Annotated in this window: 14 protein-coding genes; 9 read left to right on the top strand and 5 right to left on the bottom strand. The window is 69.5% G+C overall.

Annotated features, from left to right (window positions below):
- Positions 1-117: 117 nt before the first annotated feature.
- Positions 118-1350 (top strand): Glu/Leu/Phe/Val family dehydrogenase, encoded by a 1233-nt coding sequence (locus ACQPWU_RS13960; protein ID WP_433439938.1) that lies wholly within the window; start codon positions 118-120, stop codon positions 1348-1350.
- Here ACQPWU_RS13960 and ACQPWU_RS13955 read toward each other — a convergent pair.
- The gene (locus ACQPWU_RS13955) at positions 1347-2342 is read right to left on the bottom strand and encodes an MBL fold metallo-hydrolase (RefSeq protein WP_433439936.1); all 996 of its coding nucleotides are present in this window, start codon (positions 2340-2342) and stop codon (positions 1347-1349) included. The genes ACQPWU_RS13960 and ACQPWU_RS13955 overlap by 4 nt on opposite strands.
- A 79-nt stretch (positions 2343-2421) precedes the next feature.
- On the opposite strand from ACQPWU_RS13955, the gene ACQPWU_RS13950 reads away from it, so the two are divergent.
- Together ACQPWU_RS13950 and ACQPWU_RS13945 are read left to right on the top strand one after the other, a co-directional pair.
- Entirely contained in the window at positions 2422-3048 is a 627-nt protein-coding gene (locus ACQPWU_RS13950) for a TetR/AcrR family transcriptional regulator (protein WP_433439934.1), read from the top strand.
- A 344-nt stretch (positions 3049-3392) separates the two neighbouring features.
- A complete protein-coding gene (locus tag ACQPWU_RS13945; protein ID WP_433439932.1) occupies positions 3393-3872 on the top strand; it encodes a cupin domain-containing protein in 480 nt (159 codons plus the stop codon).
- 230 nt (positions 3873-4102) lie between these two features.
- Here ACQPWU_RS13945 and ACQPWU_RS13940 read toward each other — a convergent pair whose 3' ends face one another.
- The gene (locus ACQPWU_RS13940; protein ID WP_433439930.1) at positions 4103-4465 is read right to left on the bottom strand and encodes a hypothetical protein; all 363 of its coding nucleotides are present in this window, start codon (positions 4463-4465) and stop codon (positions 4103-4105) included.
- Positions 4466-4769: 304 nt separating this feature from the next.
- Here ACQPWU_RS13940 and ACQPWU_RS13935 point away from each other — a divergent pair, with 304 nt between their 5' ends.
- Positions 4770-5591 carry a trypsin-like serine peptidase gene (locus ACQPWU_RS13935; protein WP_433439928.1) on the top strand — a complete coding sequence of 274 codons (822 nt, stop codon included), beginning with the start codon at positions 4770-4772 and terminating at the stop codon, positions 5589-5591.
- Here the strand turns inward: ACQPWU_RS13935 and ACQPWU_RS13930 are convergent.
- The 3 genes from ACQPWU_RS13930 to ACQPWU_RS13920 are packed head-to-tail and all read right to left on the bottom strand — an operon-like array spanning position 5575 to position 7720.
- Positions 5575-6462: a Gfo/Idh/MocA family protein gene (locus ACQPWU_RS13930; RefSeq protein WP_433439926.1), complete on the bottom strand. Its 888-nt coding sequence runs from the start codon at positions 6460-6462 to the stop codon at positions 5575-5577. The genes ACQPWU_RS13935 and ACQPWU_RS13930 overlap by 17 nt on opposite strands.
- A complete protein-coding gene (locus ACQPWU_RS13925) occupies positions 6459-7370 on the bottom strand; it encodes an NAD-dependent epimerase/dehydratase family protein (RefSeq protein WP_433439924.1) in 912 nt (303 codons plus the stop codon). Before ACQPWU_RS13925 ends, ACQPWU_RS13930 begins: the two co-directional genes overlap by 4 nt.
- Positions 7371-7372: 2 nt before the next feature.
- The gene (locus ACQPWU_RS13920) at positions 7373-7720 is read right to left on the bottom strand and encodes a YrdB family protein (protein WP_433439922.1); all 348 of its coding nucleotides are present in this window, start codon (positions 7718-7720) and stop codon (positions 7373-7375) included.
- A 130-nt stretch (positions 7721-7850) separates the two neighbouring features.
- On the opposite strand from ACQPWU_RS13920, the gene ACQPWU_RS13915 reads away from it, so the two are divergent.
- The 5 genes from ACQPWU_RS13915 (at position 7851) to ACQPWU_RS13895 (ending at position 12709) form a co-directional block, all read left to right on the top strand.
- Positions 7851-8543: a TetR/AcrR family transcriptional regulator gene (locus tag ACQPWU_RS13915; protein ID WP_433439920.1), complete on the top strand. Its 693-nt coding sequence runs from the start codon at positions 7851-7853 to the stop codon at positions 8541-8543.
- Between the two features lie 24 nt (positions 8544-8567).
- The gene (locus ACQPWU_RS13910; protein ID WP_433439918.1) at positions 8568-8897 is read left to right on the top strand and encodes a PadR family transcriptional regulator; all 330 of its coding nucleotides are present in this window, start codon (positions 8568-8570) and stop codon (positions 8895-8897) included.
- A complete protein-coding gene (locus ACQPWU_RS13905; RefSeq protein WP_433439916.1) occupies positions 8894-9775 on the top strand; it encodes a hypothetical protein in 882 nt (293 codons plus the stop codon). The genes ACQPWU_RS13910 and ACQPWU_RS13905 overlap by 4 nt, the downstream gene beginning before the upstream one ends.
- A 114-nt stretch (positions 9776-9889) precedes the next feature.
- A complete protein-coding gene (locus ACQPWU_RS13900) occupies positions 9890-10513 on the top strand; it encodes a Uma2 family endonuclease (RefSeq protein ID WP_433439914.1) in 624 nt (207 codons plus the stop codon).
- Between the two features lie 189 nt (positions 10514-10702).
- The gene (locus tag ACQPWU_RS13895) at positions 10703-12709 is read left to right on the top strand and encodes a hypothetical protein (protein WP_433439912.1); all 2007 of its coding nucleotides are present in this window, start codon (positions 10703-10705) and stop codon (positions 12707-12709) included.
- Positions 12710-12864 lie beyond the last annotated feature (155 nt).

Raw genomic sequence — 12864 nt, 5'->3', positions numbered from 1 at the left:
CAACTAGGCAAGGTCAAACGCCCCACCCTAGGATGATCGTGACAATAGCGCCCACAAGTGGAAGGCAATGGCGCTTTCCCAGCAAATAGGGCGCAGCTAACAGGAGGACTCGCTTCCATGAGCATCATGGTGCCGTCAAAGACGCCGGCCCTGATCACCCCGGCCCGACAGGCCCTCGACTCCGCTCTCCACCAGCTGGCCCAGGCCGTCGAGCACCTCGGCCTCGACGACGAGACCCACACGATGCTGGCCACGCCCCGCCGCTCCATGGCCGTCGCGGTCCCGGTGCGGCGCGAGGACGGCCGCCTGCAGGTGGTCCAGGGGTTCCGCGTCCAGCACAACGTCTCGCGCGGCCCCGCCAAGGGCGGGCTCCGCTTTCATCCCGGCACCGATCTCCACGAGGTCACCGCACTCGCGATGTGGATGACGTGGAAGTGCGCGCTGGCCGGCATCCCGTACGGCGGCGCCATGGGCGGCGTGGCCGTGGATCCGGCCGGGCTGACCGCCCGCGAGCTGGAGCGGCTGACCCGCCGCTACGCCGCCGAGATCCTGCCGCTGGCAGGCCCGGAGAAGGAGGTCCCCGTCCCCGACGCCGGGACCGACGAGCGGACCATGGCCTGGATCCGCGACACCTACCGCCTCGACTCCGGCTACTGGGCGCCCAGCGCGAGCATCATGACGCTCGAGGACGCGACCGCACGGGGCACGCGGGTCGCCACGCTGTCCGCGCTCGGCGGCTCACCCATGGGGCTGACCGTGGCCGTGCAGGGCTTCGGCAAGGTGGGCGCGCGTGTCGCCCACCACCTCGCCGAGGCGGGCGCCAAGGTGGTCGCCGTCTCCGACGCCTCCGGCGCGGTCTACGCGGGCGGCGGCCTCGACCTCGACGGCCTGCGGGCCTGGAGCACCGAGTCCGGGGGCCTGTCCGGCTACCGCGACGCCGACACGCTGGACCGCGACGACCTCCTGGAACTGGACGTGGACATCCTCGTCCTGGCGGCGCTGGAAGGCGCGATCACCGAGGCCAACGCGCCCAGGGTCCGCGCCCGCCTGATCGTGGAGGCCGCCAACGGCCCCACGACCCCGGAGGCCGACGAGATCCTGGCCGCGAACGGCGCCACGCTCGTGCCCGACATCCTGGCCGGCGCGGGCGGCGTGATCGTGTCACACCTGGAGTGGGTGCGGAACGCCCAGGCCGGCTCGTGGAACCACGCCGAGTTCGACGCCAGGCTCCATGACCGCATGCATGACGCGTTCATCGAGGTGAGATCGCTCGCCACCGCCCGCGGTCTGACCCTCCGGGAGGCCGCGCACGCCGTGGCCGTGAGCCGCGTCCTCTCCGACGGCCACTAGGCCGCCTCGTAGAGGCGGTAGGTGGCCAGGATGTTGAGCCGGTGGAGATCGCGGCAGAGGGTGAGCATGCCCTGCTGTGCGAGCTCCTGAGGCACCCGGTAGCGGGTGAGGGCCGCTGACAGGCCGGGGTCGAGCGCCCCGGCCCACGGGTCGGTGCAGGCCGCGAACGTCTCCTCCAGGGAGCGGCCCGCCTCCACGCTCGCCAGGACCTCGTCGTGCAGGCGCTCCAGGTAGCCGATGAGGGTCTCCACGGCCGCCGGCCCGTCGCCCATCGGGCCGTGGCCGGGGACGATGGTCTCCAGCTCCGGCAGGGCCTCGCGCATCTTGCGCAGGGAGTCCAGGTACGGCTCCGGGCCGCCCTGGAGCAGCATGTGGGCCGTGCCCGCGTGGCAGAGGAAGTTGCCTGTCCAGGCCGTGCGGGTGTCGGGGACGTACACGACCGTGTCGCCCGGGCCGTTGCCCGGGCCGAAGTGGTGCAGCTGGACCGTGCGGCCGCCGAGGTCGATCTCGGCGTACGAGTCGAACACGAGGTCGGGGCGGCGCCACGTGGTGACCGCGTCGAGCAGGGCGGTGTCGCCGTACATGTTGGCGGACCTGGTCTGCTTCTCGTACGCCAGGTCGGACATGTTGTCCTTGTTCGCCCGCGACGAGACCACGACGATCTCATCGGGGAAGGCGGCGTTTCCGAAGCTGTGGTCGCCGTGGTAGGTCGTGTTGACCAGGTAGCGGAGGGGCCGATCGGTGAGGTCGGCGGCGAGCCCCTGGATTTTCGCCGAAATTTCAGGAGTTATCCCGGCGTCGATCACCAGCGCCGCGTCCCGTCCGGCCACCACCCCGTTGTTGTCCTTCGGCGGGATGCTCGCCATCAGCGCGTACACGCCCTCGCTGAACGCGTGCGGCACCAACTCCAGCCCCACCGGCGACAGGTTCGGCCCGCCGTAACCCACCGGACGCTCGGCGATCTCCCGCTCAGGAATCCGTGAAGTGGACATCTTCCGCTCCCCTCTGTCTGCGTTCACCATTAAACTAATCGATCGATCGATTATTTTGCAAGAGTGATTGGATGTCCCCGTGAGCAGCATCACGAGCCGCCGCCGGCCGGGCCGCCCCTCCAAGGCCGAGGCGGGCGACACCAAGGCCGCGCTCCTGGACGCCGCGCTGCGGCTGTTCGCACAGAAGGGGTACGCGGGCACCTCGATCAGGGCGATCGCGAGGGAGGTCGGGCTGAGCGAGAGCGTGCTGTACGCCCACTTCGACAGCAAACAGGCGATCTACCACGCCGCCATGGCCCTGGCCGGTCCCCAGGCGGCCAACCTGGCACTCGACGACGCCCCGGAGGACCCGGCCGCCTTCGTCGAATCGTTCGCCGCCCGGGTGCTGGCCGCCTGGGACACCCCGCAGTCCAGGCAGGTCATGAGCCTGGTCTCACGTGACGGCCTGATCCACGACGACGCGCTGAACGCGGGCATCGAGGACGCGCTGGCCCGCCTGGCGGAGGTGTTCGCGGGGTGGCAGTCGGCGGGGCGGATCCGTACGGACCTGGGCGGTCCGGACGACCTCGCCTACGCCCTCCTGGCCCCGATCGCCCACGCCCGCATGCTCTGGCTGCACGGCGACGCCACGGAGGACCAACGCTCGCAGGCCCGCGCCCGCATCACAGCCCACGCCACCCTGTTCGCGAAGGCCCTCGCCCCCTGAGCCTGCGGGAGGTCGTCGGAGGCGCCCACCACGCGCCTCTCCCCCACCCAAGGGCCTCCAGCCCACGGCGGCGGCACACTCTCCTACCGACCGTAGCCGAGGTCCTTGAGGGAAGGGGAGGCACACCGGAAGTGCCCCAGCCCACGGCGGCGGCGCCACGAATCCGCCGACCATGGCCGAGGTCCCCCGGAGGGGCATTGAGGGCGCCCGTCCGCCAAAGAACCTCACCCGACGCCGGCGCGCGCCCGAGTGCGGCGAGACGATGCCACCGATCGTGCGGTCATGCGCGGGCCCTCGACGGAGCCGGTGGCGGCCATGGCGCGGATCGTTGCCAAGATGACCTCATGACATATCCCGAACCGCGTTACCACGGGGACGCCGGGGAGCTCAGCGCGACCTACCGCCCGTTCGGCCACGAGCCCGAGCTGACCTACCCCACCGGCAACACCGTCCACTACCTGGCCACCGGCGCCACCACGAACGGCCAGTTCGGGCTCTACCGGTGGGTGATGGGGCCGCAGCCGTCCGGGCCGGGCCCTCACTTCCACAAGTCGATCTCGGAGTCGTTCTACATCCTCGAGGGCAGCGTGCGGATCTACGACGGCACGCGCTGGATCGAGACCGAGCCGGGCGACTGGGTACACGTGCCGGAGGGCGGCGTGCACGCGTTCCGCAACGAGTCGGGCGCGCCCGCCACCATGCTGCTCCACTTCGCCCCGGGCGCTCCGCGCGAGGGCTATTTCGAAGGGCTGCTCGACCTGGCCGGCAAGAGCGAGGAGGAGAAGGCGGAGTTCTTCATCCGCCACGACACCTACTGGCTCTAGTCAGCCCGTCGCGCTCGGGTGGCCTGGGCAGGGGGCAGAGCCTTGCGCGGGCATCTGTCTTGGCCGGACTGGCCCGCGTCCCCATCGGGGCGGACGGCCGAGCCAGTCGTCGATCCTGACATGCAGTGCGGCGGGAAGGGTGCTGAGGTCTGTCTTCACTTCACAAACCGGTTGCCAACACCCTTCGTTGTTCCGGACTCCGCACCGCGGTGACTTAGGACCTTACTCGTCTAGTCGGCACAGATGGCGTACACGCTGATGCCGACGTCGTTGTAACCGTCCTGGCGGCCGAGGCCGATCCAGCCGCGCCCGTCATCCGTCGGGAATGATCCGACGAGGATCGCCCGGTTGCCGCGCGCCTCGGCGCCGCCGCCGAGGACATGCTTGCCGCCGGGGCATATCACGGTGCGGCGCTGGAAGTTCGGAACGTTGGCATTCGGGAGAGTGACGATCTGGTACCCCGACGGGATTGCCTTGGCCTGGGCGGACTGGACGGTCTCGGTGTTGGCGGCGGCGACGGCGGTGCCCAGGCCTGCCGTGGCGGCCAGGACGGCGGCGCTGACGGCGAGGACGGTGAGCCTCTTCGACTGCATACTTCTCCTTGCGACGGCCCCCAGGCGGCTTCCTGCGCGAGCGTGCGCGTGGCGCGATGCCGTAGCAGGAAGGGCTGACGAGGGCAAAGGAATCCTCTACGCAGAGCATTCAGTTCTTTACTCTACGTGTCAATACGCGCTGTGTTCATTCAGAAACTCTGAGTAATTACGCGTGAGGCCGACACTGGAGGCCGGAATGTCGGCGCACGATCGCCCGCGCCGGCGCGGTTTCCAGTAGACAAGTTGAGGTAAAGCTTAATCTTGCTGGTCAGAGCACTGATCATCTTCGCTCTAAGGTGGAAGGGTGCTCAGGTTGGTGCTGTCTCTGGTCCTGCTCGATCCAACCGCCGTCACCGAGGTGTCGCAACGTAACGTCCCCGTTCCCCGAATACTGACCCCCGACGGCGATCGCCTGGGCTACGCGCCGGTTCCGCGCCCTTACACGGGGGCCCGCCGGCTCACCGGGATGCTGCTCGGCCACGACCCCGCGACGCGGACGAACGTGGTGTGCGGCGCCGCGGTGATCAACTCGCGCAGCCGCAGCCTGGTGCTGACCGCGGCGCACTGCCTGTACCAGCACGGACGGGCGATCCAGCAGCTGGCCTTCCTGCCGGGCTACGACCGGCGGCCGCGCATGGGGATCTGGCCGGCCGTGCGCACGTGGGTGCCGGACAAGTGGCGCCGCGAGCCGTACTCGCCGGATCTGCTGCCGTACGACATCGGCCTGGTCGGCGTGGCGCGCCGCAAGCGCCCGCTGGAGGACGTGACCGGGCGGGGGCTGCGGCCTCTGACCACCGGCAGGGGCGCGGCGCTGCGCGGGCTCGAGCTGCTCGGCTACCCGGCGGGCAAGGGCTATTCGGGCGAGCAGATGTACCGGTGTGTGGGCGACACGGCCGAGGCACTCTCCGAGGGGCCCGGGCTGATGGTCACGCACAACTGCCACGCCGCCGCCGGGGGCAGCGGCGGTCCCGCGCTGTACGCCGGCGCGGTGGCCGGCGTCGTGTCGTCGTCCAGCCCGCTGAGGGACACGAAGGGGTACACCGTGCTCACCCGGCTGAGCACGTCCGCGTTCGAGCGGATGTTCGCCAAGGCCGACAAGGCGATGCAGCTCACGCCGTCCGGCTGACGATCTCCTCGCAGAGTGCGTGCGTGGCCAGGGCGTCGTCGGCGGCGATCCGGCGACCCTCGCGTACGGCGGCGAGGAACTCCAGGCAGATCTGCTCGATGCCGCGCTGCCTGGCCACCGGGGTCCAGTCAGGGCGGCGGACGAGCGTCTCACCGCCCCGGTAGTCGATGACGTCGCCGAGGTTGACGACGCGACGCTTGGCGCCGTCGCCCATGGCCTCGCAGGACTCCTCACTGGCTCCGCTGACCCGGTTCATGAGGCCGATGGCGGTGAAGCCGGCGCCGGACAGCTCCAGGACGATGTGCTCGATCAGGCCGTCCCGGACGCGGGTCCTGATCGTGGTGCCGGTGACCGGGCCTGGGGCGAGGAATCTGAGGGTGTCCACCACATGGATGAAGTCATCAAATATCACCCGCCGGGGCTCGTCGGGGTTATTGTCGCGGTTCTTCTCCATGAGGAGGAGGTGGCGGGGGTGGGCGGCAAGTCCGACATAGCCGGGGGCGTACCGCCGGTTGAAGCCGACCATCAACGACTTCCCCTCGGTCTCCGCCAGCCGTACGAGCCGCTCCGACTCCTCGAGGCTGTAGGCGATCGGCTTGTCGACGTAGACGTGGATCCCGGCCCGGAGCAGTGGCTCGACGAGCTGCGGGTGGGCGTCGGTGGCCGCGTGCACGAACGCCGCGTCGGCTCCCGCCTTGATCACGTCATCCACGCTCGTGGACCGCCCGGCGACGCGGTAGGTGTCGCCGAGACGGTCCAGCCGAGCCTGGTTGCGCGTGCAGAGGTGCAGGTCGAGGGCGGGCTGGGCGGCCAGCACGGGAAGGTACGCCTTCTCCGCGATGTCACCCAGGCCGATCATGGCTATCTTCACGCGTCGAGCGTAGCCTTGAGCGCCTCGTCGATCGGGGTAGGCGCGATGCCGAACGTGCGCTGGAACGCCGAGGAGTCGAGCACGTACGGCGCCGTGAACTGGTAGCGGACGTGCTTGAGCTCTCCGAGCATGGGCGAGAACAGCCCGGCCGTCCTGACCAGCGCCCACGGGATCTGCGCCAGCTTGGGCGCGGGCAGGCCGAGCAGCGCGGCCATCCGCTCGCCGAGCTGGCGGAAGCTCAGCGGGTCAGCGGTGGGCACGTGCCAGGGCCGGCCCCAGGCCCGCTCGTCGCGGCCGGCCACGATCAGCGCGTCGGCCACGTCGGGCAGGTACGTCCAGCTGTGCGGCATGTCGAGGGGATAGGGCACCTGGATGGCCTTGCCCGCCCTGAGCGGCACGAGGAACCGGTCACCCAGGTAGGACTGGTCGGTGGTGCCCGGACCGAAGTAGTCGGAGCCCCGCACCTCGGTCGTCCTGATGCGGCCCGCCTCGTGCGCGGCCAGCGCGTCCCGCCACATCTTCGCGCGCACCTGCGCCTTGGGGCTGGTGGAGGCGAGCGGCAGGTCCTCGGTCATGGGGCCGTTGACAGGCCCGTACGGGTAGAGGTTGCCGAGCATCACGTACACGGCGCCACTCGCCTCGGCGGCGGCCAGGAACGAATCGGCCATCGGCGGCCAGTCGGTGAGCCAGCGGTGGTATCGCGGGTTGACGCAGTTGTAGAGGACGTCGGCCCCCTTGGTGACCTCGATCAGCCTGGCCTTGTCGGCGACGTCGGCGGCGACCTTGACCGTCCCTTCGGGGCCGCTGCCCGAGCGGGTCACGACGGTGACCTCGTGTCCCTGCGCGACGAGTTTGCTCGCCACATGCGTGCCTACCTGGCCGGAGCCCACGACGACATGCTTACCCATGATCAGACCTGCTTCCAGATGATGCGGAGTACCGCGTTGAGTACGAACAGTGCGAAGAAGACGGCCGCCGGGGTGACCAGTCCAGAAGCGTAGAGCGCGACGGCGCCGCCGCCGAACCAGAGGATCTCCAGAGCGGCGCGGGCCAGGCCGGTGAGGGGGAAGGTGGCGTTCGCGCCGCCGCCCGCGCCGAACAGCGCCCACACGGCGATGAACAGCGCCGGACCGCCGAGCCCGGCCAGCAACTTGATCGCCCAAGAATCGCTCACCGTGAAGCCCCAGTACCCAACAGAGCCCAAGACGCCCAGCTCCAGGAAGAACATCAAAGCGGCGTTGGCGTGCTTGGCGAGCATCTTGGTCCTCCATCGTGTGTCACTCGGCCACTCGGCCACTCGGTTACGAGAGCAATGCTCTCTCAAGAGAGCGGCGTTCGTCAAGAGCGGTGCTCTCGTTTTTTGGCACCGCTCTGATAACCTGCTGTCCATGACAGCCAGCCGTACCGCCAGAGAACGTGTCAGGGCCGAGCTCACCAGGGAAATCACCGATATCGCGCGCCGCCAGCTCGCCACCGAGGGCGCCGGCGGCCTGTCTCTGCGGGCCGTCGCGCGGGAGATGGGCATGGTCTCCTCGGCCATCTACCGCTATTTCCCGAGCCGGGACGACCTGCTGACCGCGCTGATCATCGACGGCTACAACGCGCTGGGCGAGGCCGTGGAGCGGGCCGACGCCGAGTGCCCGCAGGACGACTTCCCGCGCCGCTGGATGACCGTCTGCCACGCGGTGCGCGACTGGGCGGTGGCGCACCCGCACGAGTACGCGCTGCTCTACGGCTCCCCCGTGCCCGGCTACCAGGCACCACAGGACACGATCGCGGCCCGGGTGCGCGACGTCGCCGTGCTGGGCCGGATCGTCTCCGACGCCTGGGGGGCGGGCGCGATCCGTCCGCCCGCGGATTCACTGTCCGAAGAGCTGACGTCGGAGGCGGCCGCACTCAGGGACCTCATGCCCGGGGTGCCCGACAGCGTGCTCTGGCGCGGCGTCTCGGCGTGGACCGCGTTGTACGGGTGGGTCAACTTCGAGGTGTTCGGCCAGTTCAACAACACGATCGAGGACAGGCGAACGGTGTTCGAGCACTCGATGCGGCTTGCGGGTTCGGCGATCGGGCTTGCTCAGTGAGACTTACTAAGTTTTACTGAATACATGGCACGGAAGACACAGGAGCTCGGCCGCTTCACGGACGTGGCGCTGCTGGTGCTCATCAGCCTGGCCGAAGGGCAGAAGCACGGATATCGGATGATCAATGACATCGAGGAGTTCTCGGGGACCGCGCTGGAGCCGGGCACGCTCTACGGGGCGCTGATGCGACTGGAGGAGCGCGGCTGGATCGAGCCGGTCGAGTCGACCGAGCGACGCAAGCCGTACCGGATCACTGACAATGGGAGGGACGCGCTGAGCGAGCAGCTCGCCACACTGCGCCGCATCGAGCAGGCAGGCGCCAGGCGCACGAGGACCGCTTGGGGGCTCGCATGATGCGGGCCGTGGCCGAGGCGATGCTCAGCCTCTACCCGAAGCCGTGGCGGGAACGTTACGGCGAGGAGGTCGCCGATCTGATCGCGTCGCGACCGGCACGCGTACGCACGGTGCTCGACCTGATCAAGGGCGCGGCCGACGCCTGGGTCCACTACCGGCACGTCCCGGGAGCCGGGGGCTTGACAGTTCCTCTCGCGGCGGTCCTGGCCTGTGCGGGGGCGGGTCTGTGGTTCCTGTGGAATCCGGGCGTGCGCGACGTGGCCAGCATGCACGGCGTGTGGGCCGAGGCGGCGAGCCTAGGGCCGATCGCCGGGAAGATGCGGAACATGGCGCAGTCGTGGTTCGTCATAGCGGGCGTCATAGCCGTGCTCTCGGTGGGGCCGCTGCTCCACACCTGTCTGACCGCGATGCGCCGTTCCGTGCACGGGCCGCTCACGCGGATGACCGCGCGACGGGTGATCATGACGGCCGCACTGCTCGTCATCCCCGTCGGGCTGGTCGGCCTGAACTTCGTGAACCTCGCCTTCCTGGACGCGGGCTATCCTGTCGGGCCGCTGGGCGAGGCGATGGTGGGCGGCTTCCACGTGCCGCTCATCATGGCACTGGTGCTGCCGCTGCCCATGACCGCGGCGGGCGCGCCATCGCTCGGCTCCGACGTGCGCGGCACCGGCCAGATCCTCGCATCGGCAGCCATCTGCAACGCGCTCGCCTGGGGGGCCGTCGCGGTCCTGCTGGTGCTGGGCTCGGAGAAGGCGTCCTGGTCGTTCGTGGCGATGGTGGCGCTCAGCGCGCTGGTGAGTGTGTGGATGGCCGCGCTGGTGGCGAGGAGCACGATCAGGCGCGGCAGAACCGTGATGGGCCTGCTCAGTCCCGCGTGAACAAAGGAAACGAAACGTTCACTAACGCTGAGGGTGAGGCTGCTGGGCAACAGCCGTCACATAACCCGCTGACTCCGTAAGCTAGCCCTGCCGCCTGCAATCGAGGAGTTGCCGATGACAGCCTTGCCGGAAGACAGCTGGCTCCACAGCATCCGTCCTCAACCCAGCCGCGTCACCGCCGAGGACTACGAGGGACTCCCGGAGGAGATCGCAAGGGCGATCGAGATCGTGGACGGTTACGTGGTCTACTGCGAGGCCCCCACTCCCGATCATCAGACCGCAGGCAGGCGGCTGGCCAACCTCCTAGAGCGCTACGCCAGGGAGGCGATGAGCCGTGGACACGAGTGCCTCACCGTCAACAACGACGTCGATCTCCGGCTGCGAGACGTACCGCTGCTCAACCGCCGCCCTGATGTCGTGATGTATCGATGCCTGGAACGTGAGCGCGGAGAGAGACTCCGCGCTCACCACGCCCTGCTGGTGGTTGAGATCGTGTCCCCCGGCTCGGAAACCCAGGACACCACCGACAAGCTTGGCGAGTACGCCAAGGCCGGTATTCCGCACTACTGGATTGTCCGCCTCGACCAGCTCGGTGTGTCAGCCATCGAACGCTACCGGCTGGACCTCGCCTCGATGCTTTACAAACACGTGGGAACGCTCATGAAAGAGGCCGATCCCGCTCCTGCGATCACCAACCCGCTGCCGCTCACCATCGACTGGGCTGAGCTGCGGTTCTGAAGCCATACCGAGCACCTCGACGGCAAAGAGGTGGTGCGTGAGGAACGCCGAGTTCGACTACGTCCGCGACTATCAGAACAGATGATCATTCTCCCGGCAGGGCGCGCACAGCGAGTCGATGGTCCACCATGGAGAGTCATCGGCCCGCGGGCTTCGAGCTCCGGGCAGCCGGAACCACTGTAGGGAATCATGCGGACCTTTTTCGCGCCGGAGCAGGAAGACGAGTTCGAGGCGGCCAAGAACCTGCTGATCCGCCGCTGCCTGGATTGGGCCGACGACCGCGGCCTGGCCGCCGACGGCTTGGTGCTGACGGCGGCCTTGGACTCCCGCCATCGCAGCAGAGACGGACGGCTGGCCTTCTGGGATGCCGCGCAGGTGCGGCGGTTCCTGCTGGAGTGGATCCCCCGGTACGTCGCCGCGCCCTGGGAGGACCTCGAGGCCGCCCCGGAAAGCCTGATCACGCTGCTGCGCTACCTCGACGCGACCGGCATTCGGGACCCGCGCGGCGCCACGACGGCCGAGTTGGAGAAAGCCGTGGCCGAGGCCGTGAAGGAATATCCGGCGGCATTGGCCGACCCGTACCGCCAGGGGCTGGCGAGGTTCTGGGCGCAGGTGGCCATCGACAACGGTGTCGACCCGAGCGACCACAGGGCCCTGGCGAAGTTCCAGCGCGATGTCGACGCGGGGCGGGTGGCGTACGACGCGGACGTGCTCGACAAGGTGGCGGAGGCACGTTTCCTCGGATTCGGGCCCGACGAGGAACGGGCGTTTCCTCAGCCGCCCATCGTCCTGCCGCCCGCGCCGGAGATCGCCGCCGCCGCGGCGGGAAGCGAGACCGTACGAAGGCTGGCGACGCTGGCCGACTGGGCCGGAGCGGAGGGCTGGCCGCTGACCAGCGCCGGCAACCTCCGCGTGGCCGACGCCCGGGAGCTGGCCGAGCTCCTCGGCACCGGCGAGCAGGACCTCAAGGTTCGCAGCGCCACGCACATGCCCAAGCTGCACCTCCTCGTCGAATGGGCGAAGGCCGCACGCCTGGTTCGCGTGAACAAAGGCCGCCTCCTGCGGGTGGCCAAGGCCGCACCCCTGCTGCGCGACCCGGAACGGCTGTGGTCGCGGGCCTTCGAGGTCTTCTTCGACCTCGGCCCGATGATCGGCGCCTCCGCCTCGGGTTGGGACGTCCAGTCGCTGCTGGCGGAGGTCTTCGACGAGGTGATGGCGGACGTACTGAACAGCGTGTACGGCCTCTGGGGCCGGGTCCCCGTGGCCCGCCTCCAAGAGACGGTCTGGCTGGCCTGCCGCGAATACCTGATGCTGGGCGATCGGACGCATGACCTGTGGCGGCGGAAGGTCGACGACGACCTGGTCGCGGCGCTGGAGGCCCTGGCCGAGCTCGGCGCCGTGGAGCTGGGCCACGGCATCGCCGATCCCCTCTACCTCAGCGACCTGGGCGATGATGACGACGAACAGCCCTTGCCGCCCGAAGCGCAGACCCGGTTGCGTGCCATCCTCACCGAGCCGGGCATGCTCGTGAGCCTGACACCGCTCGGCATGCGGGCTGTGCGCGAACGGATGCTCGCCGAGGGCCGGGACGCGCCGCTGGTGGGAGAGCTGGCGGAGGCCGCGCCGGGCGAGCTGCTCGGCGTGCTCGCGGAGCACTACCCGCCGGAGGAGGCCGCGACTGAGCTGGAGGGCTGGCTCACGGCACACGGCGGGGACGTCGAGCCGTTGCTGGATGCCCTACGGGCCTGCCCCTTCCGCACCCGCGCGTCCGCCATGCTCACCACCCTGATGGAGGCCCATCCCGACGGCCGGTCGCTCCTCGCGCGCCTGCGCGGGGACCGCGTGCTCGGGCCCATCGCCATCACCCTGCTGCTCGACGCCGAAGCCGTGGGACCCGACGATCTGTCCTCCTCCGAGCAACTCCTGCTCATGACTGAAGGCCTGCTCAACCTGCTGGAGCTGGCCGGTCCGGAGGAGGTCGTGACGCAGCTCGGCCAGATGGCGGGCAGGGAGGCGCCACAGATCATCGAGGCGGTGACGCAATCCGGTCATCCCGCCACGGTCGGCATGGACGAGCTACGCAGGCTGGTGGCCGAGCCGCTGCGTACCCGTTCCCACACGCTCCGCTTCGTGGAGGGACCTCGGCCGGGGGCGCGCGGCCGCCGTTCCGGCCACAGCAAGAAACGCAGGCGCTGACCTGACGATCAAGACGCTGTCAGGACCAGAACAGCCCACGACGACCGCCTCGCTCCTTGGCCCAAGAGGGTTGCATGGGACACTCACCGGGGCCCTGCTACGGGGGCGAACGGGCTGCGGCGGCTTCCTCCAACCGCCTATACGGGGTGGCCACC

This window comes from Nonomuraea sp. CA-141351, assembly GCF_050944675.1.
Classification (GTDB): Bacteria; Actinomycetota; Actinomycetes; order Streptosporangiales; family Streptosporangiaceae; genus Nonomuraea.
This window is presented reverse-complemented; position numbering and strand designations above follow the sequence as displayed.